This window comes from Luteimonas sp. WGS1318 (genome assembly GCF_043187535.1).
Lineage (GTDB): Bacteria > Pseudomonadota > Gammaproteobacteria > Xanthomonadales > Xanthomonadaceae > Luteimonas.
Genome location: NZ_CP171131.1, coordinates 3,622,810 through 3,648,735 on the forward strand (window position 1 = coordinate 3,622,810; position 25,926 = coordinate 3,648,735).

Genomic DNA, 25,926 nt, shown 5'->3' on the forward strand with positions numbered 1-25,926 from the left:
CCCGGCCTGGTGCACTCAGGAAGGGCTGAACACCTGCGGTCATCCCCGCGGCCTTCAACGGACGCATGTCCAGTCAGTCGGGGATCCAGCGACTTCACGCCTTGAACATCAAAGGCGCTGGATTCCCGCCGTCGCGGGAATGACGGTCAGGCGCAGCGTGTTTCAGACCTCCGTTACGGCATCAGCACGGCGTCGATCACGTGGATCACGCCATTGCTCTGGCGCAGGTCCGCCGCTGTCACCGTCGAGGTGCCGCCCTTGGCATCGGTCAGTACGACGTTGCCGCCGTCGACGCGCGCGGTCAGCGTGCCGCCCTGCACCGTGGTCAGCGTGGCGGTGCCGCCGCCGGCTTCGATCTGCCGGGTCAGCTCGGCCGCGTCGACGTTGCCGGCGACCACGTGGTAGGTCAGCACCGAGGTCAGCTGGTCCTTCGCGGCCGGCTTGAGCAGGCCGTCGACCGTGCCCGCCGGCAGCTTCTCGAACGCGGCATTGGTGGGCGCGAACACAGTGAACGGGCCGGTGCCCTTCAGCGTGTCGACCAGACCGGCGGCCTGCACGGCGGCGACCAGGGTGGTGTGGTCGGGCGAGGCGATCGCGCCGTCGACGACGTCGCCGCTGACGGCCGCAGGCGCGTCGGCCACGGCGTCGGGGGCGGCCATGGTGTCGACGGCAGCCGGCGCGGCAGGGGCCGGATCGGTCATCGCGGTGTCGGCGGCGGTGTCCTGCTGGCAGGCGGTCAGGGCGAGCGAGGCCAGCAGGCTGGCGGTGAGCAGATGCAGTTTCATGGAGAACTCCTCTGGATGGATCGAACGGGGGAAAGCCACGGCAACACCGGCCGCAGCGCGGCACGTGGAGGCACTTACGCAACGACGCGCGCAATCGGATTCATCACGGATCCATCACGTCGCGCGGGTGCCGGGCCGTACACTTGCCCGCCGTTTCCGACAGGCGTGGCCATGGCCCCCAACGCGACGATCTACAAGGCCGAACTGCAGGTCAGCGACATGGACCGGCAGTACTACGCCGAGCACAACCTCACGCTGGCCCAGCACCCGTCCGAGACGCCGGTGCGGCTGATGGCGCGATTGATCGCCTTCGTGCTGTTCGCCGACGAGCGGCTGGAATTCGGACGCGGCCTCAGCAACGAGGACGAAGCCGACCTGTGGCGCCGCGACTACACGGGCGACATCGAGCAGTGGATCGATCTCGGCCAGCCCACCGACACGCGCATCCGCAAGGCCGCGGCACGTGCGCGTGATATCGCGGTGGTCAGCTACAGCGGCGGCAGCGCGGCGATCTGGTGGGAGAAGAATCAGGCGGTGCTGTCGCGGCTGAAGAATCTCACGGTGATCGACCTCGACCCCGATGCGCTGGAGGCGGCCACCGCGCTGCTCGAGCGGAGCATGCGACTGACCGCGCTGATCCAGGATGGCGAGCTGCAGCTGATGAGCGACAAGGCCAACGTCGCGATGACACCGCGCGTGCTGCTGGCGCCGAAATCCGCGTCCGACTGAGCGCGCAGCGCACCTGCATCCGGCTTCCGGGACCGCGGCGCGTGATACAGCGCACGCGCGTATGCGACGGCGCCGAAGAACGCGATGGCCTGTTGATGGCGACAGCCCGCGGCCTGTGCGATTCCGCCCGCGCTGCAACCGGCGCAGGTCGCGTGTCGGCGCCTGTGCCGCCTGCCTGCTCTCAGCCTGCGGCCAGCAACCGCCACGCCAGCCACAGCGGCACGCCGGCGTAATAGAGCCAGCGGGCGCCCTGTTCGAGACGCTCACGCAGCCCTGTTGCGCGCGACGACCAGCGCCATGCACCGAGCAGGCAGACCGGCTCGATCGCCACACGCAGTGCCGCGGCGAACAGCATCAGGCCCAGCGACCATGCCGCCCACCAGATGCCCAGCGCGGTGAACCACGCGCCGGCGCCGAAGGTCTGCCATTCGCCGAACGCACCGCCGAACGCGATGATCTGGTGCAGACGGAATGCGACCAGCGCCGGCAGCAGCGGAAACAGGCCGAACTTGAGCAGGGGATGGTCGAGCACCGGACGTCGCGCGGTGCCACGCGCATCGGCGTAGAGCCCGAGTGCGGTCGCGCGGCCCGCCGCCTCGCGCATCGGCACGCTGCCGGCCTGCAGGGCATCGCGCACTGCGCGCGGATGCGGCGTCGCCAGCGCGAAATGCCAGGGGCGTCCGGAGGCCAGTTCGAGCCGCAGGCCGGCCAAGGGCCACGGCCATCGCCAGGGGCGCAGCGCCGCGATGGCTGTCATCGGTACCTCGATGCGCCGGCGCCGCTGCGTCAGCCGCAGGTGCGCGCCGTCGATCGTCATCCGCGCGCGGCTGTGATGCAGCACCGCGCCGGCCACCAGCAGTGGCAGCACGACCATGCCCGCGAACACCTTCAACTGCGCCAGCGCGACCACCTGCAGGCCGGTCCGCTGCAGCATGTCGAACGCCAGCCAGATCAGCCCCGCCGCGGCGATCAGGCGCAGGCCGATGACCACCCCGCGCGGCCACGTCGACAGCAGATACACCTGCGGCGCGCCCGCTGCGCCGCGCCGCAGATGCAGGCGCCGCGACGCCGCGCGTATCGCGATCACGCCCGCCCAGGCCAGCCACAGCCCGAGCGCCGCGCGGCCGACCCAGTCGCCCCAGCGCACCATCAGCGTCGGCAGCGGCGCCTGCGCGTGCACGAACGCCGTCAACACCGCCTGGTCGCCCATCGATGTCTGCGCCTGCACGGCGCCGGTGTCGTCGATGACCGCCGAGAGCCCGTTCGTGGTCACCCGCACCTGCGGCAGGCGCGTCTCGATGCTGCGGAACGCGGCGACGGTGAGGTGCAGCCGCGCGCCCAGCGGATGCGCGGTGAACCAGGAATCGTTGGACATGCCGAGAATCGCCTGCGCGCCCAGCCGCGCGCCGTCGATCGCCAGTTGCGGATGCACGTCGTCGAGACAGATCAGCGGCACCACGTCGACCTCGCGCCCGTCGCGGCTGCGCAGCGGCATCACGCGTGCGCCGTGCCCGGGCTGCCAGCTGCCCGTCCACGGCAGCCAGGCGCGCAGGCGCGGCCCGTCGAGCCAGCGCGGCACGTGTTCGGTGAACGGGAACGGATGGGTCTTGCGGTAGGCGCCGATCAGGCCGCGGCCGGGTTCGACGAACGTCGCTGCGTTGTATTCCCCGGCGGCATCGCGGTCGTAGCTGCCGAACACCAGCGGCACGCCCGTGGTGTCGACGAAGGCCCGGATCTCGGCATCGAGCAGCGCACCGTCCTCGCTGCGCGGCTGGCCGAACGTGGTGGGATAGACGGTCTCCGACCACAGCAATACATCGGCCTGATGGTCACGCAGCGCCGACCACGACAGCGCGTAGTGCGTGTCGAGCACATGGCGCACCACGCCGTAGGCACCGATCTCGCGGCGCAACCGTTCGTAGTCGGTGATGCTCGCCTGCACCATCGCCACGCGCAGCGGCGGCCCCTCCGGCGCGGGCGCCGCCTGCAGCGTGTCCAGCCGCCACGCACCGTAGCCGGTGAGGGCCGCGACCAGCGCCGCACCGGCGAGCAGCGGCGGCGACCACGCCCGCGCACCGCGCTGCCGGCGCGACAGCGCGCAGGCGAGCGCGTCGTTGACCAGCAGCAGGATCACGGTGAGGCCCGCGGCGCCGCCGAGATCGGCGCCCTGGCGCAGCAGCGCCGCGCCGTGCAGGCCGTGGCCGAGCGTGTCGCCGAACAGCTTCGGCACTACCGCCTCGCAGGCGACCCACACCGCCGCGGAGGCCAGCGCGCGCAGCGCGAACCCGTGCCGGCGTGCGACCAGCCGGCGCGCGATGGCGTAGGCGATCAGCTGTGGCTGCAGCAACGGCGCCAGTGCGAGCAACGCGGCCGTCGCGGGCACGGCGCCGACATCGATGTAGGCGGCGATCGCCGCGCCGAACCAGCCCAGCACGCCCGCGACGAACGCGACCGCCATCGCCGCGCCCGACAGCAACGCGGCGCGCAGCCCGCGTCCGCCGTCCAGCGCCCACAGCCACGGCACCAGCGCGACGAAGCCCAGCGCCCAGGCCTGCGGCACGCGGGCGTACACCGCGAACAGCGCCGCGGACAGCAGGATGCCGCCGGCATGGCGCAGGCCGGCGCGGTGGCGCGGTGCAGGGCTCAACGCCGGGCGATCCCGTCTCCGGGGGTCACTGCCCCGGAATGCGGACCTGGCGCAGCGGTAAGCCGGGCGGCGCGAGATCGGCGGTCACGACCCGGTTGTCGGGCATGTCGATCGGCTGGCCGTCGGCATCGAGCAAGGCGAAATCGGGCGCGAACATCAGGATCGGCTCGATGACCTCGCCATCGTCGGTGGCCTGGTGATGGCGCACGTAGCCCTCGGGCAGCGCGAAATCCTCGGGCACCGCCAGGCCTTCCAGCGGGGGGCTGGTGCCCGGCGGGTTGAACGCGGCGATGCCGGTGTGCACGCCGGCCTCGTTGAGCGCGGTGATCAGTTCGGCGCCGGTCGGCTCGGGATCACCGGGATGGAAATAGGCCGCGATGTCGTTGCGGTCGTCGCCCGGCAGCGGGCGCGCCTTGCCGACCGCGGCCATCGCCGTGGCGGCATAGCCCGCGCGCGCGCCCGCCTCGGTGGTGGCCGGCGCACGCGGCGGTGCATCGCCCGCGACCGCCGCCGCATCGGGCGTGCTCAAGCGCCACAGGGCCAGGCCGCCGACGACCGCGACCGCGGTCGCCACCAGCATCCAGGTCGAGGCGCGCCCGCGCGCGGTGTCGGTGACGTGGATGCCGTCGGCGTCGGGCGGGTTCGGGGTACGGGATGCGGTCATGGGTGTCTCCTCGGATGCGGTCACGGGGTGGCCGGGTTGTAGACCGACAGCGCCCAACCCATGCGCTCGTGGCCGAACTGGTTCCAGATCGGGCTGCGGCCGTTGGTGAAGCTGCCGTAGCGCGCCGCGCCGGTGCCGGTGGTCCCGCCCCAGAGACCGGCACTGACGGTGCCGCCGGTGTAGGTGGGATGCACGTCGTCGGACTGGATGTAGTCGTAGGAACTCTGGGCGCTGACGAACTTGGTGTTCGCGTCGCGCAGCGTGCCGCGCAGGGTCACGGTGATGCGCTGCAGGTAGCTGGCCTCGCTCTCGCCGGGCACCCAGCGCAGCGCGTCGGCATCGACGACGCCGTCGCCGTTGCTGTCGTAGTCGGCGCCCATGTACTGGGCGAAGCTGTCGGCGCACTGGAAGCCCTTCTGCCGCGCGTACTCGCACATCCAGTAGTTCATCCGGGTCAGCGCCGGCAGGAACCGGTCACGCAGGTTGACCGTCTGCCCGGTGCCCGCGTCGCGGCACGAGCTCTGCACGTTGTCGGCGGCGTAGCCCGGGTAGTAGACGTTGGAGATGATCTTCAGCGTATTGGGATGCGCGTTGGCGTTGATGTAGTCCATCGATTGCGCGACGTAGGTCTTACATGAATTCACCGCGGCCTCGAGCCCGGCGTAGTTGCAGGTGCCGCCCTGGGACTTGAACGCCGTGCGCGCCTGCAGGCCGTCGTTGCCGCACATCTCGAACGTCACCACGCGCGTGGACGCGGCCTGCATGTACGAACGTTCGGCGACGATCTTGTTCTCGAAGACGTCGCGCGCGACCGCGCCGGACTTGGTGCGGCGGATGGTCTCGATGTCGGCGTTCCAGCGCGCGGCCAGGTATTCGCCGTTGACCGTCGGCGCGGAATACCGCGCGGCATTGCTGATCGAGCCGTTGTAGCCGGCGTAGATCGAATCCCCGTAGGCGACCATGCGGTACTTGGCGGTCGTGCCCGGGCGGTCGATCGTCCACGAGACGTTCTGGTTGAGCGTATTGGCCGCGGCGGGCGCGCACAGCGCCATCAGCACGGCGACGGGCAGCGCGCGACACGCCGCGTTGCGGAACCGGGTCTGCATCCTGTTTCCCCTTCGACTGTGTGCGCCAGGGGCGGCTGCCCGCTGGCGATGACGCACATCGAACTTCGACTGCCGCGACCGGACCCGGGCCGGCTGGCCGGGGTCCCCCCTTGTCGTCGCGTACCGGACGCTAGCGTACGGCGCAGCGGCGCGCATTCTGCGCTGCAGCAGGGCGCGCGACCGTTGGTCGGCGCGTTCGCAGACGGGCGCGACTCCTCCCACCCTCGTCATCGCCGCACGCGCACGGTGGCCTGGATGCCGGTGCACGTCGCACGCGCATCGCGGACCCGGCCGCCTTGATCCGGATCAACGCCAGGCGGCGCCGATGCGCGCAGGGTGAGGCCACCCGAACCCGATGGAGTTCCGACGATGGACAGAACCATGAAAGCCGCCGTGGTGCGCGCGTTCGGCGCGCCGCTGGTGATCGAGGAAGTCGAGGTCCCGCGCCCCGGACCGGGTGAGGTGCTGGTCAGGATCGAGGCCTGCGGCGTCTGCCACACCGACCTGCACGCGGCCGAGGGCGACTGGCCGGTCAAGCCCGACCCGCCCTTCATTCCCGGCCACGAAGGCGTGGGCCACGTGGTCGCGGTCGGCAGCGGGGTGCTGCACGTGCGCGAAGGCGACCGGGTCGGCGTGCCCTGGCTGTATTCGGCCTGCGGCCATTGCGAACACTGCCTCGGCGGCTGGGAGACGCTGTGCGAATCGCAGCGCAACACCGGCTACTCGGTCAACGGCGGCTTCGCCGAGTACGCGCTCGCCGATGCCGGCTACGTCGGCCATCTGCCCGCGTCGATCGGCTTCGTCGAGATCGCGCCGATCCTGTGCGCCGGCGTCACCGTCTACAAGGGACTCAAGGTCACCGACACCAAACCCGGCGACTGGGTGGTGATCTCCGGTATCGGCGGCCTCGGCCACATGGCGGTGCAGTACGCGCGGGCGATGGGCCTCAACGTCGCCGCGGTGGACGTGGACGACGCCAAGCTGCGGCTGGCCGAACGGCTCGGCGCAGCGGTGACGGTCAATGCGGCGACCACCGATCCGGTGGCCTACCTCAAGAAGGAAATCGGCGGCGCGCATGGCGCGCTGGTCACGGCCGTGTCGCCGAAGGCGTTCGAGCAGGCGGTCGGCATGGTCCGCCGCGGTGGCACGGTCTCGCTCAACGGGCTGCCGCCGGGCACGTTTCCGCTCGACATCTTCGGCCTGGTGCTGGGCGGCGTGACCGTGCGCGGCTCGATCGTCGGCACGCGCCTGGACCTGCAGGAGTCGCTGGACTTCGCGGCGCGGGGCCAGGTGCGCGCGACCGTGGCGACCGAGCGGCTGGAGAACATCAACGACGTGTTAGCGCGCATGCACGCCGGAACGATCGAGGGCCGCATCGTGCTCGACTTCGCCGCATGAGTGCGGCGGCGCGCGGGCTCACATCCGCGCGACGCGGAAACGCCGGCCCTTGATCTTGCCGCCCTGCAGGTGGCCCAGCGCGAGGCCGACCTGGCCGCGTGCGATGGCGACATAGCTGCGCGTGGCGAAGACGTCGATCTTGCCGACCGCGTCCTTGTGCAGGCCGGCCTCGCCGGTCAGCGCGCCGACGATGTCGCCCGGGCGCAGCTTGTCGGTGCGGCCGGCATCGATGCGAAGCGTGACCATCGGCGCGGCCGGCACGTCGCTGCCCTTGCCGCTGAGCGGCAGCAGTTTCTCCCAGCGCAGCGGTGCGCCGAACTGTTCTTCGACGAGCGCGGTGCGCGGCAGTTCACGCGGTGTGACCAGGCTCAGCGCCAGCCCGGTGCGTCCAGCGCGACCGGTGCGTCCGATGCGATGCACGTAGGTGTCGGCGTCGTGCGGCAGTTCGTAGTTCACCACCGCGCCGATGTCCTCGACATCGAGCCCGCGCGCGGCGACGTCGCTGGCCACCAGCACGTTGCAGCTGCGGTTGGCGAAGCGCACCAGCACCTCGTCGCGGTCGCGTTGTTCCATGTCGCCGTGCAGCGCGAGCGCGTCGAAGCCGTAGTGCGCGAGCGAGCCGGCGACCTCGTTGACGTCGGCGCGGGTGTTGCAGAACACCACCGCCGACTCCGGACGATGACGCAGCAGCAGCGCGGCCAGCTGCGGCGCGCGGCGCGCCGGCTCCACCTCGTGGAAGATCTGTTCGATCTTCGGCGCGGGCGCACCGCCCTCGACCCCGATCTGCATCGGTTCGCGCAGCATCGCGGTGCCGAGATCGCGGATCGCATCGGGAAACGTGGCCGAGAACAGCAGGCCCTGGCGCGTCGGCGGCACGCGCTTGACGATGTCGCGGATCGACTCCTCGAAGCCCATGTCGAGCATGCGGTCGGCTTCGTCGAGCACCAGCGCGCGCACGTGGCGCAGATGCAGCGCCTTCTTCTTCGCCAGCTCCTGGATGCGCCCCGGCGTGCCGACGACGACATGCGGCGGATGGGTCAGCGACGCCAGCTGCGGGCCCAGCGGAATGCCGCCGCACAGCACCGAGAGCTTCAGGTTCGGGATGCCGAGCGCGAGCTTGCGCAGCTGCTTGCCCACCTGGTCGGCCAGCTCGCGGGTCGGGCACAGCACCAGCGCCTGGGTCTCGATCAATGCCGGATCGATCCGGTGCAGCACGCCCAGGCCGAAGGCCGCGGTCTTGCCGCTGCCGGTGGGGGCCTGGGCCAGCACGTCGCGGCCTTCGAGGATCGGCGGCAGGGCCTGCGCCTGGATCGGCGTCATCGCGGTGTAGCCCAGGGCGTCGACGCCCTGCAGCAGGGCGGGCGTCAGCGCGAGGCTGGAGAACTCGGTGGATGCGGTCATGTGCGCATGATCGCAGGTGGCGCGGCGCGCGACATCTGCCGTGTCCGATCGCGCACGGGCGCTGCGGTGTGCGCGTTTCTATCCGGGGCGCGTGGGTGCAGTCGCAACAGCCCATCGCGCGCGAGCGCGCGCCTGCGCACAGCAGCCTGGGTGCGGGACCGTCCGGTCCGCCCCCTTCACTGTAGGAACGCGCTCGCGCGCGATCGGGCATGACCGGCCCGCCGATCGCACGCGAGCGCGCGCCTACAGTCGGCGACTTGGCTGCGGGCCTGCCTGCCGGGCACGCCAGGGTCGGACGATCGGGCACACGCCGCGAACCCGGTTCCGATGCGCGCGCGCGTCCGCGCCGGGCATCGGGCCCGGTCGATGGACGGCGCGGCCGGATGTACGGTGCCGCGCCGTATCGCACGCAAAAAAGGGCCGGGCAATGCCCGGCCCCGTCGTGCTCGACGCGACGCGGTGCGGCGTCAGCCGGCCTTCTTCGTCGCGATCCACTGGTCGACGCGGCGCTCCAGCAGGTCCAGCGGCATCGCGCCGCCGCCGAGGATGGTGTCGTGGAAGCCGCGGATGTCGAAGCGGTCCCCAAGCTCGGCCTCGGCCTTGGCGCGCAGCTGCTGGATCTTGATCATGCCGACCTTATAGGCCGTGGCCTGGCCCGGCATGATCAGGTAGCGGCGCACTTCGGAGCGGATCGCGGCCTCGGGAATCGACGCGTTCTGCTGGAAATACTCGACCGCCTGCGACTCGGTCCAGCCCTTGGCGTGCATGCCGGTGTCGACCACCAGGCGGATCGCGCGCCACATCTCCGACATCAGCCGGCCGTACTCCGAATACGGATCCTCGTAGGTGCCCGGCATCTCCTTGGCCAGCCATTCGGAATACAGGCCCCAGCCCTCCGCATAGGCGGTGCTGAAGTACTGGGTGCGGAACATCGGCACGCCCTCGAGCTCCTGCGCGATCGCGATCTGCATGTGATGGCCGGGCAGGCCCTCGTGATATGCGATCACCTCGAGCTCGGTCTTGGGCATCGCGCCCATGTCCGACAGGTGCGCGTAGTAGATGCCCGGACGCGAGCCGTCGGGCGTGCCGGGGAAGTAATGCTGGGCGGCGCCGTCCTGTTCGCGGAAGGCCTCGACCCGGCGCACCACCAGGTCCGCCTTCGGCAGCAGGCCGAAGTACTCGGGCAGATGCTGCTTGATGTTGGCGATCGCCTCGCTGGCGCCGTCGATGTAGGCCTGGCGGCCGGCGTCGATGTTCGGGAAGCGGAACTGCGGATCGGTATTGATGAAGGCGAAGAACGCGGTGAGGTCACCTTCGAACCCGACCTGGTCCTTGACCGCCTCCATCTCGCCGCGCAGGCGGACCACCTCGTCCAGGCCGAGCTGGTGGATCTCCTCGGCGCTCATGCCGGTGGTGGTGTTCTCGCGCAGCTGCCACGCGTAGTAGGCGGCGCCGTTGGGATGGGTGGCGCCCACGCCGGTCGGATTCTCCAGCGCGTTCGGCAGCTCGCGCTCGCTCCAGGCGATGACGCGCTCGTAGGCGGGCTTGACCTGCTCCAGCAGCGCGGTACGGGCCTCGGCCTTGAGCGCGTCGGCGCGCGCGGCGTCGATCGTGCCGGCCTCGACCAGGGCCGCGGCCTTGGCCTCGAGATCCGCCCACAGCGCGCTGGGTGCGCCGTCGTCGAAGGGCGCGCCGGCGATCACCTTGCGCGACTGGTCGATCACGCCTTCGAACGCGAACTTCGGCGGCCGGATGCCGTCGGCGGCCGAGGCCTCACCGCGGGCGATCAGCTGGTCGAACATCCGCGGCGCGGCCTTCAGTCGGGCGATGTAGGCCGTGTAGTCCTGCTCGGTCTCCACCTTGTGGAAATTGATCAGGAAGGTCGGCAGCAGGCTGTGCATGCCGTTCATCTGGTCGAACACGTACTGGTCGACGAGGAACGCCTCGCCGTCGCGGGCGCTTTCGTACTGGCGCTTCCACAGGTCCCAGGACAGCCGGGTTTCGTCATCGAGCGCATCGCGGTCGAAGGTCGACTCCATCGTCTCGACCGAGGTCTTCAGCCACGCCAGGCGGCGGGCATCGGCTTCGGGCGAGACGTCGTCGAGCTCGTCGTAGCGGTCCTTGCGGCCGAGCACCGTCATCTGCAGCGGGCTGAGCTGGAGCAGTTCCTCGTACTGGGTGTCGAACCAGGCGTTGAGCCGGGCGGACTCGTTCTTCGCCTGCTCGGCGGCAGTGGCGCCGGCGGGCGCGTCGTTCGTGCCGGGGGCGCAGGCGGCCAGGGCCAGGGCCAGGGCCAGGGTGCTGCAGGCGAGGGCGGGACGCATCGGACACTCCATCAACGGATCGAGCCGCCATTCTGCGCGGCGCCACCGCCGCGCGCCCCTGCTGGATGTCACGGCCGGCGAGGCACGAGTGACGTCGAGACGGGATGAACGCCGGCTGCACGAGACCGTACGGTCGACCGAATTTTTCACTGGTGCCGCACGGCGCGGTCCGTAACGTCCGTCGTCAGCAGAGCAGCGTCGCACCCAACGCGCCTTCCTCCCACGCACACGCGCCGCGATGCAGGACTGACCCCATGGCCCCGACCAACCGCCAGCAACAGCAATTGAGCCCGTCGACCCGCGGGCCGGACCAGGCCGACACCGACGAGGCACTGGCCGAGCGTTACCAGGACGGCCTGCTCCAGGCGCCGTACTACTCGGTCGGCCGCCTCTGGGACGATTACCTGCCGGCCTACCGCTTCGGCCAGCGCAGCCAGCGCCGGCATTCCGGCCAGCGCTTCGAAGACGTCGAACAGCAGCTCGAGCGCGACTGGACCACGGCGCGTGGGCAGTCCCGTCTCGGCTGGGTGGAGGCGCGCGGCGCGGTCGAAGACGCCTGGACCCGCTCGGAGCTGAGCCAGACCTTCAACGCCTCCGAGCAGCGCGAGGCGCCGTCGGCCGGCGATCGCCACTGAATCTGCGGGCGGGCCGCGCGCTACCATAGCGCCCCCCTTGCTGCGAACACCGCCATGCGCGATTCCATCGACGACGACGCCCGCCATGGCGTGAGCCGGACCGAGGCCGAATCGGCCGTGCGCACGTTGCTGCGCTGGGCCGGCGAGGACCCCGCGCGCGAAGGCCTGCTCGACACGCCGCGTCGCGTCGCCGACGCCTACGGCGAGTGGTTCGGCGGCTACGCGATCGATCCCGACGCCTATCTCGCGCGCACCTTCGAAGAGGTGGCGGGCTACGACGAGATGATCGTGCTGCGCGACATCGAATACGAAAGCCACTGCGAGCACCACATGGCCCCGATCATCGGCCGGGTGCACGTGGGCTACCTGCCGGCCGGCCGCGTGGTCGGCATCAGCAAGCTGGCCCGCGTGGTCGAGGCCTACGCCAAGCGGTTCCAGGTGCAGGAGAAGATGACCGCGCAGATCGCCGGCTGCATCCAGCGCGCGCTCGCCCCGGTGGGCGTCGGCGTGGTCGTCGAGGGCGCGCACGAGTGCATGACCACCCGCGGCGTGCACAAGCGCGGCGTGAGCATGGTGACCTCGCGCATGCTCGGCAGCTTCCGCGACGATGCGCGCACCCGCGCCGAATTCCTGCGCTTCATCGAGGGCAGCGACCGGCGCTGAGCCGGTTCCGCCGTCGCGCGGCGGGCACTCAGGTGCCGGCGACGGTATCCCAGCCCATCTTCGCGATCAGCACGACCACCAGCAGCACGAACAGCTTGCGGATCACCGGGGTGCCGCCGCGCAGCGCCAGACGCGTGCCGGCGAACGCACCGCCGATGTTGGCCACCGCCATCGGCACCGCGAACGCCAGCAGCACATGGCCGGAGGGCACGAAGAACGACAGCGCGGCGAGGTTGGTCGCGATGTTGACGATCTTCGATGCCGCCGTGGCGCGCAGGAAGTCGAGCCCGAAGAAGCGGATGAACAGGAAGATCAGGAAGCTGCCGGTGCCCGGGCCGAACACACCGTCGTAGAAGCCGATCGCCGCGCCCATCGCCAGCGCCAGAACGAGTTCGCGGCGGCCCACGTCGCGCGGCCGGTGCAGCGCACCGAAGTCCTTCTTGAGCAGCGTGTAGGCCAGCATCGCGACCAGCAGCACGAGGATCAGCGGCCGCACCGCATCACGCGGCAGCAGGCTGACCGCGGTCGCCCCGACGAAGGCGAACACGAAGGCCGTGGCCGCGGCGAACAGCACCGGCGCCCACGGAAACCGCACGTTGCGCGCATAGCGCCAGCCCGCGGCCATCGTGCCGAACACCGAGCTGAACTTGTTGGTGCCCAGCAGCGCAGCCGGCGCCTGGTGCGGCAGCGCGGTGAACAGGCCCGGCAGCTGGACCAGCCCGCCGCCCCCGACCGCGGCATCGACCAGTCCGGCCATGAACGCGATGCAGACCAGCCAGATCAGTTCGGGAAACAACGCGTCCACGGTGGCCGCCGACGAATGGGGGCGGCAAGCATACCGGCGGGGGGCCGCCGTACAGAGCCCGGCGCAGCGCCTCGCGTACAATGCGGGGCCGTGATCCGCGACACCGCCCGCCCGTGAATTCCCCGCTCCGCGACCTGATCGAATCACTCGTCGGCCAGGCCATTGCCCGCCTCCGCGACCAGGGCACGCTGCCCACCGACCTCGCCACGCCCGCCTTCGTCGTCGAACGACCGAAGGACCGCAGCCATGGCGATTTTTCGACCAATGCCGCGATGCTGCTGGCCAAGCCCGCGAAGTCGAACCCGCGTGCGCTGGCCCAGGCGCTGGTGGATGCACTGCCGTCCAGCGACGCGGTCCTGTCGGTCGACATCGCCGGCCCCGGCTTCCTCAACTTCCGACTGTCGCCGTCCGCCTGGAGCGAACAGCTGCTGGCCGTGCACGCGCAGGGCGACAGCTTCGGCCGCAACGAGAGCGGCGGCGCGCACACTGCCGGCATCGAGTACGTCTCGGCCAATCCGACCGGTCCGCTGCATGTCGGCCACGGCCGCGCGGCGGTGATCGGCGACTGCATCGCGCGGGTGCTCGACGCCAACGGCTGGAACGTCAAGCGCGAGTACTACTACAACGACGCCGGCGTGCAGATCGAGAACCTCACCCGCTCGACCCAGGCACGCGCCAAGGGGCTCGCGCCCGGCGATGCCGACTGGCCGGCCGACGCCTACAACGGCGACTACATCGCCGAGGTCGCACGCGCGTATCTCGACGGTGCGACCGTCGAGGTCGAAGGCCAGGTGGTCACCGGCGCGCCCGACGCCGACGATCTCGACGCGATCCGCCGCTTCGCCGTCGCCTGGCTGCGCCGCGAGCAGAACGCCGACCTCGCCGCGTTCGGCGTCGGCTTCGACGTGTACTTCCTCGAATCGTCGCTGTACGCCGACGGCAAGGTCGAGGAGACCGTGCGCGAGCTCGTCGCCCACGGCCACACCTACGAGGACGGCGGCGCGCTTTGGCTGCGCACCACCGATTTCGGTGACGACAAGGACCGCGTGATGCGCAAGTCCGACGGCACCTACACCTATTTCGTCCCGGACGTGGCCTATCACCTGTCGAAGTGGCAGCGCGGCTATACGCGTGCGATCACCGAACTCGGCGCCGATCACCACGGTTCGCTGGCCCGGGTGAAAGCCGGCCTGCAGGCGCTCGACGCCGGCATTCCGGCGGGCTGGCCGGAATACGTGCTGCACCAGATGGTCACGGTGATGCGCGGCGGCGAGGAAGTGAAGCTCTCCAAGCGCGCCGGCAGCTACCTGACGCTGCGCGACCTCATCGACGAGGCCGGGCGCGATGCGACGCGCTGGTTCCTGGTCGCGCGCAAGCCCGATTCGCAGCTGGTGTTCGACATCGATCTGGCGCGCAGCCAGTCGCTCGACAACCCGGTCTATTACGTGCAGCTGTCGCACGCGCGCATCTGCGGCCTGCTGCGCCAGATGGCCGAGCGCGGCCTGACGTTCGATCTGCAGAACGGCCTGGCCCAGCCGCTGGACATGGACGACGTCGCGCTGCGCGACGTGCTGATCGACCTGTCGCGCTGGCCCGAGATCGTCGCCGCGGCCGGCACACAGCTCGAGCCCCACCTGATCGCGACCTATCTGCTGGAGCTGGCCCAGGTGTTCCAGACCTACTACAACGATCACCAGTTCCTGGTCGACGATGCGGCGGTGCGCGATGCGCGCCTGGCGTTGGCCACGGCCGTGCGGCAGGTGCTGAAAAACGGTCTGGCGCTGCTCGGCGTGCAGGCCCCGGAGGCGATGTAATGGCGGCAAGACGCGGCAAGACCCAGGCCCGGCGCAACGGCGGCAGCTCCGGCGGCCTGCCCGGCTGGGCGTGGATGATCATCGGCGTCGTGCTCGCGCTCGGCGTGGTGCTGGCGCTCCCGCGGCTGTTCAAGCCCGATGCCGAGGACGGCTTCTTCCGGCCTCGGCCGAATCCCGATGCACAGCCGGCGGTGGCCACGTCGGAGGACGCCGACCTGCCCACGCCCGCATCAGGACAGCGTCCCGTGCCGGCGGGCCAGGCGCCCAACCAGCGCTCGACCGACTACGACTTCTACACGATGCTCCCGGACCAGGAAGTGCCGATGAGCGACGCCGAGCTGGCCGCCAGCGCGCGCGCCGAGGCCGAACGGCAGAAGCAGGCCGAGGCCGCGCAGCAGGCGCTGCAGGCCCGCCACCCCGACGCGGCCGATCTGGCCGGCGGCCCCACGGGCCCGACCCCGCTGTCGGAAGACAGCCCGCCACCCGCGCGCGCGCCCGAGGCCGCGCCGGCCACGACCGCGCGCGCCACGCCGGCCGCAGCCGCCAGCGATGCGCGGTACCTGCTGCAGGCGGGCTCGTTCAGCGCCTCCGGCGATGCCGAAGCCTTGAAGGCCCGGATCGCGTTGCTCGGCCTGAGCGCGCGGGTGGAATCCGGCGAAGCCGCCGGCCGCACGGTGTACCGCGTGCGCATGGGGCCTTATTCCAGCGCGACCGAACTGGCCGCCGCCAAGCAGACGCTCGGCAACGGCGGCCTGCCGGCGCTGGCGATCAAGGCGCAGTAACCCGCCCCATCGCGTTCCCCGGTCCCGCCGGCCGGACCTGCTGTTCGGCACGGCCGGATGCGACGGCCGAGGCCGCGTTCGATCGCGAACCCCATGCACAGCGACCTGAATGGCCGGCGCTGTCGTGGCCGCGGCACAGCGCCCGTCCGGTCCGATCGCCGATCCGTGAGGCGCGTCCCAACGCGGTCGCAGTCCGCGCGATGCCGCTGCGGAGAATGGGTGGCCAAGGGAGACATGCCATGGCCATCGAAGCTGCACTCGTCAAACCGGTCGTCGACGTCCTGCTGGCCCTGTTCCAGCAGGGCAGTGACCTCAAGCTCAAGACCAACGCGCAGGCGGCGCTGCGCGAGGCAATCCGCGAGTTGCTGCAGGCCAATCCCGACGAGAACCGGGCCGCCGCCCGGATCGCCGTCGCGCGCGCGGCCGGCATCCTGTCCGAGGACGTGGTGCTGGCCGAGGACATGCTGCAGAAGCACCGCGCGACGAAGGCGCGCACGCGTGGCAAGTCGACCACCGGCCGACGCCGCGCGCGGACCGAGCCGGCCGACGCCGACCCCCCGGCGCGCAAGCCGGCCGCGAAATCCCCGGCCGGCACCCCGACATCACACTGAGCCTGCAAGGCTCGGCATCCCCACAGGCTGGAATCCGCCATGACCGGCATCCTCGTGTTCGCGGCGCTGAGCGCGCTGTGGTGCCTGAGCGAACTGTGGATCGGCCTGCGCCACCGTGCCGCCGACCGCAGCCGCGATGACGGCACGCTCGTACGGCTGGTGCTCGTGGTCGGCGGATGCATCAGCGCGGCGCTGCTGGTGTCGATCTGGCTTCCCGGGCGGCTGCCGCCGGCCTGGCAGCCGACGCTGCTGTGGGGCGGTTGCGTGCTGATGCTCACCGGGATGGTGCTGCGCTGGTGGTCGATCCGCGTGCTCGCCGAGCATTTCACCGTCGATGTGGCGATCGCCGCCGATCATCGGCTGATCCGCAGTGGTCCCTACCATTGGCTGCGCCACCCCTCCTATACCGGCCTGCTGCTGACCGTCTTCGGATTTCTCTGCGTGCTCGGCAGCTGGCTCGCACCGCTGGTCGTCGTGGTCCCGCTGTGGCGTGCGTTGCGCCGGCGCATCCATGTCGAGGAGGCGGCGCTGTCGGCGGCATTTCCAGTCGACTATCCGGCCTACGCGCGGACGACGCGACGGCTGCTGCCAGGCCTGTGGTGACCCACGCCCGGTGGCTGGCCGGTGCTCCCCGGCCGGCCCTCCATGCCGACGATTCGATACGTCCGCCACGCGCAGCCGGGTCGGGATTGCGGCGGAGCGCAGGGCCGGACGATGCGATGTGGGCTGCTGGCGCCGGATACGCAGCGCCAGCGAACCGGGGCGCCACCGACAGGCGTTAAGCTGTCCCGCCCTGCGCAGTGCACCACCGCATGACCACGCCCCACCCCCTGAGCGACGCCGAACTCGACCGGCTCGATGTGCTGCTCGACCGCTGCACCGATCCCGAACGCGGCCTCGGCAACCTCGAGATGCTCGACGGGTTCCTGTCCGCGCTGGCTGTCGGTCCGGTCGAGGTGGAGCTGGCGACGGTGCTGCCGGCGATCTGGGGCCCGGGCGAGGTGCCGCGCCGCGACGAACGCCAGACCCGCGAGGCCGAGGCGCTGATCGCACGGCTGGCGGACGAGATCGCGCACCGCATCCGCCGCGATCCCGCCGACACGCCGGACCGCGAAACGCTGATGCCCCTACTCGGCCTGCCGCCCGAAGCAGACGCCGAGGACGATGCGGCGGCGGCCGGCGGCGACGAGACGCTGGACGGCATTCCCGCCGACTTTCCGTTCGCGGCCGCATGGTCGGCCGGCTTCCTGCGCGGCGCGGCGCAGCATGAGGACGCATGGGCGGAGTGGATGGACGCGCACGACGCGATCGAGAACGATCTGGGTGCGATCACACGCCTGGCGATCATCGATGCGGCGCAGCTCGCGGACGCGGGGATGGCCGCCGAGGAGATGCTCACGCTCGACGAGCGTTTCGACCTGACCTACGACCTGCCGGACATGCTGTACGACATGTACCTGCAGCGTCTGCACGACCGCCGCCCGGCGCCGGCCAAACGCGCCGACGTGCCCGGCCGCAACGATCCCTGCAGCTGCGGCAGCGGCAAGAAGTACAAGAAGTGCTGCGCGGACCAGGCGTCCGAGTAAGCCGCAAACCACGCGTCGACATCGCGTCATCCCGCTTCGATCCCGCGCCGCATGTCGGCGCGCACGGCGTCCAGGAGACCCCGCCATGACCCGCACCATCCTCATCACCGGCGGCACCTCGGGTTTCGGCGCCGCCGCCGTCGCACGCTTCCTCGCCGGCGGCTGGCGCGTGATCGCCACCGGTCGTCGCGCCGAGCGCCTGCAGGCGCTGGTCGATGCGCACGGCAGCGAACGTCTGCACACGGCCGCGTTCGACATCCGCGATGAAGCCGCGATGCACGCCGCGCTCGATGCGCTGCCGGCGGACTTCCGCGACATCGACGCGCTGGTCAACAACGCCGGTCTCGCGCTCGGCACCGCGCCGGCGCAGCGCGCGGATCTCGCGCAGTGGCGGCAGATGATCGACACCAACGTCACCGCACTGGTCACGCTGACGCATGCGCTGCTGCCGACGCTGATCGAACGCCGCGGCGCGATCCTCAACGTCAGCTCGATCGCCGGCAGTTATCCGTATCCCGGCGGCAACACCTACGGAGGCACCAAGGCCTTCGTCACCCAGTTCTCGCTGGGTCTGCGCGCCGACCTGCACGGCACCGGCGTGCGCGTGACCTCGATCGAACCGGGCCTGGCCGAAACCGAGTTCACCCTGGTGCGCACCAGCGGTGACCAGGGCGCCTCCGACACGCTCTACGCCGGCACCCAGCCGATCGTCGCCGACGACATCGCCGAGACGCTGTGGTGGGTCGCGAACCTGCCGCCGCACCTCAACATCAACCGGCTCGAAGTGATGCCGGTCAGCCAGTCGTTCGCGGGCTTCCAGATCCACCGCGAGCCCTGACGGAACGCAAGGCCGCACATACACGTGGCCTCGCTACGCTCGAGGCGCGCACGCATGCGCCCACTGCCCTGCTCGTCCCGCTGCCGGTCGTCTCCACGACCGCGTCGGCAAACCCGGAGGTGGACCGCATGTTCGCCGGGCAGGACACCAATCGGGATGGCCTGATCGACCAGGCCGAAGCCCGTGCGGAAGCGGCGCGGGTCTTCCGCACACTCGACGTGAACCGGGACGCCATGTGCGTGATCGCCGAGCTGGACCCACAGATCGCGACCGGCAGCCCGGGCCGCGTCGGGTTTCCATCCGATAGCCACGTCGTGCTGCGACAGGCGACGATGCAGCTCTGGGATGCCGACGGCGACGGCCGCATCACGCTCGCCGAAACTCGACAGGCTTTCGTGGACGGCCTGCTGAAAGCGGACCACGACGGCGATGGCAAGGTCACGCGGGCGGAACTGGTCCGCATGCACCAGGGCGTGATCGCGCCAGCACGTTGAAGACAGGAGGGGTGCTTCGCCCGCGCGGCGATGCACCCGCCGGCTTTACTGCAACGGCGCCCAGACGAAGCTGCCTTCGCGGCGCACGATCCGACCCAGGCCCGGATACGGGAAATGCGGCGAGGCGATGGTCACCGCGCTGTCGGCCGCATGTGCCAGCAGGGCCTCCCGGCTGGCCTCGGCGACCGGCGCGTCGCCATCGAACGCGATCGTCCATTGCGGGCGCTGAACCGATACCGCGAAGTGATGCGCGGCGTCGCCGATGTAGAGCAGGCGCGCATCGCCGTCGACGATCTCGTAGGCGCTGTGGCCCGGCGTGTGGCCTTCGACCGGAATCGCGGTCACCCCGGGCACGATTTCGGCCCCCGGCGCGAAGGCATCGACGCGCGGCGAGATCGCCGCGACCAGCGCGGCGTTCGCAGGCGCGGCCTGCACCGCCTGCCATTCCGGCGCCGACAGGTGCACGGTCGCGTTCGCGAACAGGGCCTGGCCGGCGCCATCGGTCAGACCACCGACGTGGTCGGGATGCGCATGGCTGATGAAGATGTCGGTGACCTGCGCCGGCTCGACCCCCGCCGCGCGCAGCGACGCGGGCAGGCGGCCGGCATCGGCGAAGTCGGCATCGCCGGCGCCGGTGTCGAACAGCAGCACCCGGTCGCCGCTGCGCACCAGCAGCGCCTGCACGCCCAGATGCACGGTGTCGGTCGGCTCACCGGCCTGTGTCAGCACCGCATCGACCTCGGGCTTCGGGATGCCGACGGCGAGCGTCTTGCCGTCGTTGGGCACGCGGATGTCGCCATCGCGCAGCACCGCGGCGTCAAGGCTGCCGATCCGGAAGCGGTGCACGTCGGCACTGTCGCTGGCGGCCGCGGTGTCGGCGGTCGCCATCGGCGGCGGCGGTGCATCGACGGTGGCCGGTGGCGGCGCAGGGTCGGCACAGGCCGCGAGTACGGCGGCGAGCGCGAGCGTCAAAACGGCACGGGTAGGCGTGAAGCGGCGCATGGCGAATCTCCTGACGACGTGGAACGCGGCAAGCCGCGTCAGTGCCGCAGCATAGACCCGACGTCGCGCCCGATTGCCGACACCGACGGGCCGCTGCATGCCAGCGGACGCGATGGGATGACACCGGGTGCAGGAAATTCCGATACGACGACGCGGCTCTGCGGACGCAGTGGCATTGCTAACGTGTCCGCCACCCCAGAGGCAGGACGCCACCCCATGAAAGGACTCCACGTCGCGGCGCTCGTGCCGTTGCTGCTGTTCGGCGACACGCCGGCCCAGGCCAACCCGCGCGGTGCAGCCCATGTCGAGGCCATGTTCCGCGACTTCGACATCGATCGCGACGGCGTGATCACGCAGGTCGAGGTCCGCGCAGCGGCGGCCCGTGAGTTCCCCAGGCACGATCTCGATGGAGACGGCCTGCTGAGCTACGCGGAAATCAGCAAGCAGCAGCTCGAGGCCGGCGCGTCCCAGTTGCCGCCGCATATCCAGGCAAAGGTCATCGAAGCCGCGTTCGTCTTCTTCGACTTCGACGGCAACCGCCGGATCACACTCGAAAATTTCCAGCAGTCGCAGATCAAACTGCTGCTGCAGGCCGATTTCAACAAGGACGGCCAGGTGACGTTACGCGAAGCCCGCCAGTTGCACGGGCTCGACACGCCATGACCGCGCGCGTCACTCCAGCGGCGTGTCGTCCAGATACGTGTAGCCGGTCAGTCCCGCTTCCAGCGCATCCTTGAGCCGCTGCGATTCGTCTGCCGCCAGCGAGGCGCCGTCGACCAGCGCGGTGTAGCGCGCGCGCAGGTCGGCCAGCTTGTAGCCCACGTAGTCGAGCATCACGTCGGTGGTGTCGCCGCGCCGCTGCTGCGCGACGGCGATGCCGTCGCCTTCGATCTTCACTTCCACCGCGTCGGTGTCGCCGAACAGGTTGTGGATGTCGCCGAGGATTTCCTGGTAGGCGCCGACCATGAAGAAGCCCAGCCGGTACTGCTCGCCCTTGCGCAGCGGATGCAGCGGCAGCGAGGTGTCGAGATCCTCGTTCTCGACGTAGATGTCGATCTTGCCGTCGGAGTCGCAGGTCAGATCGGCGATCACGCCGCGACGTTCGGGCATTTCATCCAGGCGCTCGATCGGCACGATCGGGAACACCTGGTCGATCGCCCAGACGTCGGGCATCGATTCGAACACGCTGAAGTTGACGAAGTACTTGTCGACCAGACGCTCGTTGAGTTCGTCGAGCAGCGGGCGGTGGCTCTTCTCGTCGTAGCTCAGCCGCGCGCGCACGGCGTGCGCGATCGCATAGAACAGGTCGTCGATGCGCGCGCGATGGACGAGGTCCATCTGGCCGAGCGCGTACAGCGCCAGACCTTCGGCATGCTGGTGCTGCGCCTCGTGGAACAGTTCGACCGCCGGACGCGAGGTCAGTTCGGCATGCAGCTCGCGCAGGTTCGAGACCACCGCCGGCTCGTCGTCGTGCACGTCGGGCACGCGACCTTCCGGTGCACGTTCGACCTCCGAGACGTTGGCGACCAGCACCGCGTGGTGCGCGGTCATCGCGCGGCCGCATTCGGTGACGATGCGCGGCGGCGTGAGGCCGTGCTCGGCGCAGGCCTGGGCCAGCGGCTGCACGATGGAACCCGCGTACTGGCGGATGCCGTAGTTCACCGAGTTGTAGCTGCGCGAGCGCGTGCCCTCGTAGTCGACGCCGAGTCCGCCGCCGACGTCGACGTGGGTGATCACCGCGCCGAGCTTGGTCAGCTCGACGAAATAGCGCACCGCCTCGCGCATGCCGTTGGCGATGTCGCGGACGTTGGAGATCTGCGAGCCCATGTGGAAATGCAGCAACTGCAGGCAGTCGGCCATGCCGGCGTCGCGCAGCTTCTTCCACAGGTCCAGCAGCTGGCGCGGATTGAGGCCGAACTTGGCCTTGTCGCCGCCGCTGTTCTGCCACTTGCCGGCGCCGAGCGAAGCCAGGCGCATGCGCACGCCGAGGCCCGGCTTCACGCCGAGCGCGGCGGCTTCTTCCATCACCAGCGCGAGCTCGGACGGCTTCTCGACGACGATGAAGGTCTGCAGGCCGAGCTTGCGGCCGATCAGCGCCAGGCGGATGTATTCGCGATCCTTGTAGCCGTTGCAGACGATCAGCCCGCCCGGCCGCGACAGCGCCAGCACCGCCATCAGCTCCGGCTTGCTGCCCGCCTCCAGGCCGAAGCCGTCGCCATGGTGCGAGGCCAGCGTGCCGGCGACGCCCTGGTGCTGGTTGACCTTGATCGGATAGACGGCCGTGTAGCCGCCCGGGTACTCCCACTCGGCCTGGGCCTGCGCGAACGCCTCCTGCAGCCGCGCGAGCCGGTCGCCTAGGATGTCGGGGAAACGCACCAGCATCGGCAGCTGTGCGCCGTTCGCGCGCGCGGCGTCCACCGCCTCGGGCAGCGCGATCGACGGGCCGTGCTTGCCGCGCGGCGAGACCACGATGCGGCCGGCGTCGTCGACGTCGAAATACCCCTCGCTCCAGTGCGGGATCGAGTAGGTCTTGCGGGCGAGGTCGGTGGACCAGGCGGTCATCGGCGGCATTCCGGTCGAGCGTGAGGCCGGCTAGTTTAGGGCCTGCCATCCGCTGCCGAGTAAAGCGTGCCGGCGCAGCCGATCCGCCGCGCCCGCTCGGCGCGCACGCGGGGCGTGATTCGCGCGGCTTCGGGCGTCATCTCCGCAGGTGCGGTCCGCGAAACCGCGTTGACGCCGGCCGCAGCGGCCTCAGAGCGCCCGTCCCGCGCCCTTCTGATAGACCGGTCCGCCGCACAGCTGTCGCACCTGCCTGGCCAGCGCCGCGGCCTCGCTGCCGGTGAACACCGTGTGGCTGCCGGGCAACTGCAGGCCGTCCGACAGCGCGCGCAGGCCGGCGGCCTCACTGGCGACGGAGCCGCGCCAGTCCAGCAGCAGCACGTAATGCGCGGCCTGTTCGACCATCGCCACCTGCTTGCGCACCAGCCACGCCCGCTGGATGCGCGTGTGGCCGGCGAGCGTGGCGGCCAGGCGGCCGAGCGCGGCCGCGTCGAGATCGTGCGGCTGCAGCGCGTCGCCATCGAAGACGGCATCGCGATCACGCAGATCGTCCGCGCGCGGGGCGAGTGCGTCGCGCAGTGCGGCGATCTGGCGGGCGGTCTCGCCATCGAGATCGGGATCGCGCAGCAGTGCCGACAGCGCATCGCCGACCGGCCCGACCGCGCCTGCGTCGCGATCCACCGCCTGGCGCAGGCGGGTGAGGCCGTCGACATCGCCCGCCTGCAGCTGGCGCAGGCCGAGCCGGAACGCGGCCATTGCGCTGCCCGGATGCGCGGCATGCGCGCGGGCCAGCACCGGCAGTGGATCGCGATCGATCTCGACGGTTTCGAACAGGCGCGCATGTTCGACCGCGTCATCGGCCGAGCGCTGCGGCAGGGCATCGAGCTCGCGGAAGCGCGCACGCTGGTTCGCGCCGGCCGCATGCAGCGCCTGCCATTCCGTCTTTAGCTGTGCGCGCCACTGCTGGTCCAGTTCGCGTTCGATGGCCGGCAGCGCGTCGCCAAGCCACGCGGCCGCGGGCGCGCCACGCGTGCGCAGGACCGCAGGCGCGCCCAGCGCTTCGAGACGGCGCGCCAACACCGGATGCGTGTCATGGGGATCGACATCGCGATCGGCGATCGCGAGCAGTCTCGCCGGATCCGGCGGTGGCGACGCGCGCAGTCCGTCGATCAACGGCGCGAGCAGCTGCGCCGGTGGATGCGACTGCACGCGGGCGCGGGCCAGCACGCGTGGCCACAGCGTCGACTGCAGCCGTCCGCTGCCGTGCTCGAGCCGCAGCAGCGCACTGGCCATCGCCTCCCGGTCCACGACCCGCGCGGCGGTCGCGTCGGCGCGGAACTCGTGTGCCCGCGCGAGCACGAAGCTCCACGCATCGAACAGCGGCGCGTACCAGGCGTAGAACCGCGCGATCGGCATCGACAGCAGGAAACCGCTGCGCGACAGGCCGTCGACCGCGCGATACCAGGTGAAGCGCACGCGGTAGAGCCAGCCGGCGAGCCGGCCGTGCTGCTCGCCGAAATGCCCGAACTCGTGCGCGATCACCGCAGCGGCCTCGTCGCGATCGAGCAGTTGCAGCAGCGGCAGGCCCAGCACCAGGTAATGCCGGTGCCCGGCGAGCCCGAGCAGGCGCGGCAGGCTGGCCGCGGCGGCATTGAGCTGGGTGTCGATGACGATGCCCGCAAGCGGCGGCGCGCCGGTCGACGCGCGCAGGCGCTCGACCTCGGCCTGCAGTGCCGGCGCCTCATCCGGCGCCAGCAATCGACCCGCCGGCACGTCGAAGCGCACCCACAGCGCGCGCACCAGCGCGGCGATGCCGGCGCCGGCGATCAACAGCACGATCGCCAGCTGCGGCTCGAAACGCACGCCCTGCACGATCACCCGCCATGCAATCGCCAGCGGCGCCGCGGCGAGCAGCAGCAACAGGCCGATCAGAAAGCCGTAACCGGCGAGCGCGAGCAGCACCACGCGAACGAGATAGGCCTGTGGCGCCGCCGCGGCCAGGGTTTCGAGGCGCTGGACGCGCGCACGATGGCGGGCAGTGGCGGCCTGCGCCGCGCGGCGATCTTGCATGGGCTCGGGCGGTGTGGGCGGCGGGTGCGCCGCAGTATCGCACCGCGCCGGACACGAAGCCGACACCCGGACTTCGCTACAATTTCGGCCCTCGCGCGCGTCTGTGCTGCCAACAGCCCGCGCACGATTCCTCCTTACCCGCTTCGCAGGACACCTCATGACCGCGCCCGACTGGCTCTACGAAAACTTCGACACCGCCGGATCGGCGATCGGCTTCCGCGTCACGAAGAAGCTCGACGAGGTACAGTCGCCGTTCCAGAAGATCGAGATCTACGAGTCGACCGACTGGGGCAACGTCATGCTCATCGACGGCGCGATGATGGTCACCACCCGCGACAACTTCCTCTACCACGAGATGATGTCGCACCCAGCGCTGTTCACCCACTCCGCGCCGAAGACCGTGGTCATCATCGGCGGCGGCGACTGCGGCACGCTGCGAGAGGTGCTGCGTCACCCGGGCGTCGAGAAGGCCGTGCAGTGCGACATCGACGAGCAGGTCACGCGCATGGCGGAGACGTATTTCCCCGAGCTGTGCGAATCCAATGGCGATGCGCGTGCCGAGATCCTGTTCGACGACGGCATCGCCTACATGGCGAACTGCGCGCCCGGCAGCGTCGACATCGTGATCGTCGATTCGACCGATCCCGTCGGCCCGGCCGAAGGCCTGTTCAACAAGGCGTTCTTCGAAAGCTGCCACCGCGCGCTGAAGGACGACGGCATCCTCGTCCAGCAGTCCGAATCGCCGCTGGTGCTGCTGGAGCTGATCCAGGCCATGCGCGCGGAGATGGCCAAGGCCGGCTTCACCACGTTCCAGACCCTGCCGTTCCCGCAGCCGTGCTACCCGACCGGCTGGTGGAGCTGCACGCTGGCGCGCAAGGGCCAGGGCTTCGACTTCCGCGAAGCCGACGCCCGCGCCAAGCCGTTCGAGACGCTGTACTACACCGCCGACATCCACAAGGGCGCGCAGTCGCTGCCGCCGTTCGTGGCGAAGGCGCTGGGCGAGGGCTGAAGCA

At 70.7% G+C, this 25,926-nt stretch carries 23 protein-coding genes; 13 read left to right on the forward strand and 10 right to left on the reverse strand.

Translation table 11 applies throughout. The features are described 5' to 3' along the window. Positions 1-173 precede the first annotated feature (173 nt). Positions 174-785 carry a fasciclin domain-containing protein gene (locus tag ACF3M1_RS16535; RefSeq protein ID WP_394002509.1) on the reverse strand — a complete coding sequence of 204 codons (612 nt, stop codon included), beginning with the start codon at positions 783-785 and terminating at the stop codon, positions 174-176. Between the two features lie 171 nt (positions 786-956). Here ACF3M1_RS16535 and ACF3M1_RS16540 point away from each other — a divergent pair, with 171 nt between their 5' ends. Further along, positions 957-1,514 (forward strand): YaeQ family protein, encoded by a 558-nt coding sequence (locus tag ACF3M1_RS16540; protein WP_394002510.1) that lies wholly within the window; start codon positions 957-959, stop codon positions 1,512-1,514. Positions 1,515-1,695: 181 nt separating this feature from the next. Here the strand turns inward: ACF3M1_RS16540 and lnt are convergent, their stop codons facing one another. The 3 genes from lnt to ACF3M1_RS16555 are packed head-to-tail and all read right to left on the reverse strand — an operon-like array spanning position 1,696 to position 5,931. Next, entirely contained in the window at positions 1,696-4,161 is a 2,466-nt protein-coding gene (lnt, locus tag ACF3M1_RS16545) for an apolipoprotein N-acyltransferase (RefSeq protein ID WP_394002512.1), read from the reverse strand. A gap of 25 nt (positions 4,162-4,186) precedes the next feature. Continuing rightward, the gene (locus ACF3M1_RS16550) at positions 4,187-4,825 is read right to left on the reverse strand and encodes a hypothetical protein (protein WP_394002514.1); all 639 of its coding nucleotides are present in this window, start codon (positions 4,823-4,825) and stop codon (positions 4,187-4,189) included. 20 nt (positions 4,826-4,845) lie between these two features. Then, positions 4,846-5,931, reverse strand: coding sequence for a hypothetical protein (locus ACF3M1_RS16555; RefSeq protein WP_394002515.1), 1,086 nt, complete (start codon positions 5,929-5,931; stop codon positions 4,846-4,848). Between the two features lie 369 nt (positions 5,932-6,300). Here ACF3M1_RS16555 and adhP point away from each other — a divergent pair, with 369 nt between their 5' ends. After that, entirely contained in the window at positions 6,301-7,329 is a 1,029-nt protein-coding gene (gene adhP / locus ACF3M1_RS16560; RefSeq protein ID WP_394002517.1) for an alcohol dehydrogenase AdhP, read from the forward strand. A gap of 18 nt (positions 7,330-7,347) precedes the next feature. Here the strand turns inward: adhP and dbpA are convergent, their stop codons facing one another. After that, complete coding sequence (gene dbpA, locus ACF3M1_RS16565) at positions 7,348-8,730, reverse strand: ATP-dependent RNA helicase DbpA (protein ID WP_394002519.1); 1,383 nt, start codon at positions 8,728-8,730, stop codon at positions 7,348-7,350. A gap of 467 nt (positions 8,731-9,197) precedes the next feature. Further along, entirely contained in the window at positions 9,198-11,054 is a 1,857-nt protein-coding gene (locus ACF3M1_RS16570; RefSeq protein WP_394002521.1) for a DUF885 domain-containing protein, read from the reverse strand. A gap of 254 nt (positions 11,055-11,308) precedes the next feature. Here ACF3M1_RS16570 and ACF3M1_RS16575 point away from each other — a divergent pair, with 254 nt between their 5' ends. After that, positions 11,309-11,689, forward strand: coding sequence for a hypothetical protein (locus ACF3M1_RS16575; RefSeq protein ID WP_394002522.1), 381 nt, complete (start codon positions 11,309-11,311; stop codon positions 11,687-11,689). A 54-nt stretch (positions 11,690-11,743) separates the two neighbouring features. Beyond that, complete coding sequence (gene folE, locus ACF3M1_RS16580; RefSeq protein ID WP_394002524.1) at positions 11,744-12,352, forward strand: GTP cyclohydrolase I FolE; 609 nt, start codon at positions 11,744-11,746, stop codon at positions 12,350-12,352. Positions 12,353-12,380: 28 nt separating this feature from the next. On the opposite strand, the gene ACF3M1_RS16585 is transcribed toward folE, so the two are convergent. After that, positions 12,381-13,109 (reverse strand): sulfite exporter TauE/SafE family protein, encoded by a 729-nt coding sequence (locus ACF3M1_RS16585; protein WP_394005310.1) that lies wholly within the window; start codon positions 13,107-13,109, stop codon positions 12,381-12,383. Between the two features lie 128 nt (positions 13,110-13,237). Here ACF3M1_RS16585 and argS point away from each other — a divergent pair, with 128 nt between their 5' ends. The 7 genes from argS (at position 13,238) to ACF3M1_RS16620 (ending at position 19,282) form a co-directional block, all read left to right on the forward strand. Next, entirely contained in the window at positions 13,238-14,971 is a 1,734-nt protein-coding gene (gene argS / locus ACF3M1_RS16590) for an arginine--tRNA ligase (protein ID WP_394002526.1), read from the forward strand. Further along, positions 14,971-15,753 carry an SPOR domain-containing protein gene (locus ACF3M1_RS16595; protein WP_394002528.1) on the forward strand — a complete coding sequence of 261 codons (783 nt, stop codon included), beginning with the start codon at positions 14,971-14,973 and terminating at the stop codon, positions 15,751-15,753. The genes argS and ACF3M1_RS16595 overlap by 1 nt, the downstream gene beginning before the upstream one ends. 239 nt (positions 15,754-15,992) lie before the next feature. Further along, positions 15,993-16,364: a hypothetical protein gene (locus tag ACF3M1_RS16600; RefSeq protein ID WP_394002530.1), complete on the forward strand. Its 372-nt coding sequence runs from the start codon at positions 15,993-15,995 to the stop codon at positions 16,362-16,364. Between the two features lie 39 nt (positions 16,365-16,403). Then, on the forward strand, positions 16,404-16,967 hold the full coding sequence (locus ACF3M1_RS16605; protein WP_394002532.1) for a methyltransferase family protein: 564 nt from the start codon (positions 16,404-16,406) through the stop codon (positions 16,965-16,967). A gap of 209 nt (positions 16,968-17,176) precedes the next feature. Further along, on the forward strand, positions 17,177-17,950 hold the full coding sequence (locus tag ACF3M1_RS16610) for a UPF0149 family protein (protein WP_394002534.1): 774 nt from the start codon (positions 17,177-17,179) through the stop codon (positions 17,948-17,950). An 85-nt stretch (positions 17,951-18,035) separates the two neighbouring features. Then, positions 18,036-18,788: an SDR family NAD(P)-dependent oxidoreductase gene (locus ACF3M1_RS16615; RefSeq protein WP_394002536.1), complete on the forward strand. Its 753-nt coding sequence runs from the start codon at positions 18,036-18,038 to the stop codon at positions 18,786-18,788. 128 nt (positions 18,789-18,916) lie between these two features. Next, positions 18,917-19,282: a hypothetical protein gene (locus tag ACF3M1_RS16620; protein WP_394002537.1), complete on the forward strand. Its 366-nt coding sequence runs from the start codon at positions 18,917-18,919 to the stop codon at positions 19,280-19,282. 45 nt (positions 19,283-19,327) lie between these two features. Here the strand turns inward: ACF3M1_RS16620 and ACF3M1_RS16625 are convergent, their stop codons facing one another. Further along, the gene (locus tag ACF3M1_RS16625) at positions 19,328-20,284 is read right to left on the reverse strand and encodes an MBL fold metallo-hydrolase (RefSeq protein WP_394002539.1); all 957 of its coding nucleotides are present in this window, start codon (positions 20,282-20,284) and stop codon (positions 19,328-19,330) included. A gap of 18 nt (positions 20,285-20,302) precedes the next feature. On the opposite strand from ACF3M1_RS16625, the gene ACF3M1_RS16630 reads away from it, so the two are divergent. Further along, entirely contained in the window at positions 20,303-20,947 is a 645-nt protein-coding gene (locus tag ACF3M1_RS16630; RefSeq protein ID WP_394002541.1) for an EF-hand domain-containing protein, read from the forward strand. 9 nt (positions 20,948-20,956) lie between these two features. Here ACF3M1_RS16630 and speA read toward each other — a convergent pair whose 3' ends face one another. Further along, positions 20,957-22,846 (reverse strand): arginine decarboxylase, encoded by a 1,890-nt coding sequence (speA, locus tag ACF3M1_RS16635; protein WP_394002543.1) that lies wholly within the window; start codon positions 22,844-22,846, stop codon positions 20,957-20,959. 189 nt (positions 22,847-23,035) lie between these two features. Further along, a complete protein-coding gene (locus tag ACF3M1_RS16640; protein WP_394002545.1) occupies positions 23,036-24,913 on the reverse strand; it encodes a M48 family metalloprotease in 1,878 nt (625 codons plus the stop codon). Between the two features lie 157 nt (positions 24,914-25,070). On the opposite strand from ACF3M1_RS16640, the gene speE reads away from it, so the two are divergent. Then, the gene (gene speE / locus ACF3M1_RS16645) at positions 25,071-25,922 is read left to right on the forward strand and encodes a polyamine aminopropyltransferase (protein WP_394002546.1); all 852 of its coding nucleotides are present in this window, start codon (positions 25,071-25,073) and stop codon (positions 25,920-25,922) included. The last annotated feature ends 4 nt before the right edge of the window (positions 25,923-25,926 follow it).

Excerpts from the sequence above, each read along its gene's own strand:
- ACF3M1_RS16535 (WP_394002509.1), bottom strand. The coding sequence starts at position 785 with ATGAAACTGCATCTGCTCACCGCCAGCCTGCTGGCCTCGCTCGCCCTG.
- ACF3M1_RS16540 (WP_394002510.1), top strand. The coding sequence starts at position 957 with ATGGCCCCCAACGCGACGATCTACAAGGCCGAACTGCAGGTCAGCGAC.
- ACF3M1_RS16550 (WP_394002514.1), bottom strand. The coding sequence starts at position 4,825 with ATGACCGCATCCCGTACCCCGAACCCGCCCGACGCCGACGGCATCCAC.
- ACF3M1_RS16555 (WP_394002515.1), bottom strand. The coding sequence starts at position 5,931 with ATGCAGACCCGGTTCCGCAACGCGGCGTGTCGCGCGCTGCCCGTCGCC.
- adhP (WP_394002517.1), top strand. The coding sequence starts at position 6,301 with ATGGACAGAACCATGAAAGCCGCCGTGGTGCGCGCGTTCGGCGCGCCG.
- dbpA (WP_394002519.1), bottom strand. The coding sequence starts at position 8,730 with ATGACCGCATCCACCGAGTTCTCCAGCCTCGCGCTGACGCCCGCCCTG.
- ACF3M1_RS16570 (WP_394002521.1), bottom strand. The coding sequence starts at position 11,054 with ATGCGTCCCGCCCTCGCCTGCAGCACCCTGGCCCTGGCCCTGGCCCTG.
- ACF3M1_RS16575 (WP_394002522.1), top strand. The coding sequence starts at position 11,309 with ATGGCCCCGACCAACCGCCAGCAACAGCAATTGAGCCCGTCGACCCGC.
- folE (WP_394002524.1), top strand. The coding sequence starts at position 11,744 with ATGCGCGATTCCATCGACGACGACGCCCGCCATGGCGTGAGCCGGACC.
- ACF3M1_RS16585 (WP_394005310.1), bottom strand. The coding sequence starts at position 13,109 with ATGGCCGGACTGGTCGATGCCGCGGTCGGGGGCGGCGGGCTGGTCCAG.
- argS (WP_394002526.1), top strand. The coding sequence starts at position 13,238 with ATGCGGGGCCGTGATCCGCGACACCGCCCGCCCGTGAATTCCCCGCTC.
- ACF3M1_RS16595 (WP_394002528.1), top strand. The coding sequence starts at position 14,971 with ATGGCGGCAAGACGCGGCAAGACCCAGGCCCGGCGCAACGGCGGCAGC.
- ACF3M1_RS16600 (WP_394002530.1), top strand. The coding sequence starts at position 15,993 with ATGGCCATCGAAGCTGCACTCGTCAAACCGGTCGTCGACGTCCTGCTG.
- ACF3M1_RS16605 (WP_394002532.1), top strand. The coding sequence starts at position 16,404 with ATGACCGGCATCCTCGTGTTCGCGGCGCTGAGCGCGCTGTGGTGCCTG.
- ACF3M1_RS16610 (WP_394002534.1), top strand. The coding sequence starts at position 17,177 with ATGACCACGCCCCACCCCCTGAGCGACGCCGAACTCGACCGGCTCGAT.
- ACF3M1_RS16615 (WP_394002536.1), top strand. The coding sequence starts at position 18,036 with ATGACCCGCACCATCCTCATCACCGGCGGCACCTCGGGTTTCGGCGCC.
- ACF3M1_RS16620 (WP_394002537.1), top strand. The coding sequence starts at position 18,917 with ATGTTCGCCGGGCAGGACACCAATCGGGATGGCCTGATCGACCAGGCC.
- ACF3M1_RS16625 (WP_394002539.1), bottom strand. The coding sequence starts at position 20,284 with ATGCGCCGCTTCACGCCTACCCGTGCCGTTTTGACGCTCGCGCTCGCC.
- speA (WP_394002543.1), bottom strand. The coding sequence starts at position 22,846 with ATGACCGCCTGGTCCACCGACCTCGCCCGCAAGACCTACTCGATCCCG.
- ACF3M1_RS16640 (WP_394002545.1), bottom strand. The coding sequence starts at position 24,913 with ATGCAAGATCGCCGCGCGGCGCAGGCCGCCACTGCCCGCCATCGTGCG.
- speE (WP_394002546.1), top strand. The coding sequence starts at position 25,071 with ATGACCGCGCCCGACTGGCTCTACGAAAACTTCGACACCGCCGGATCG.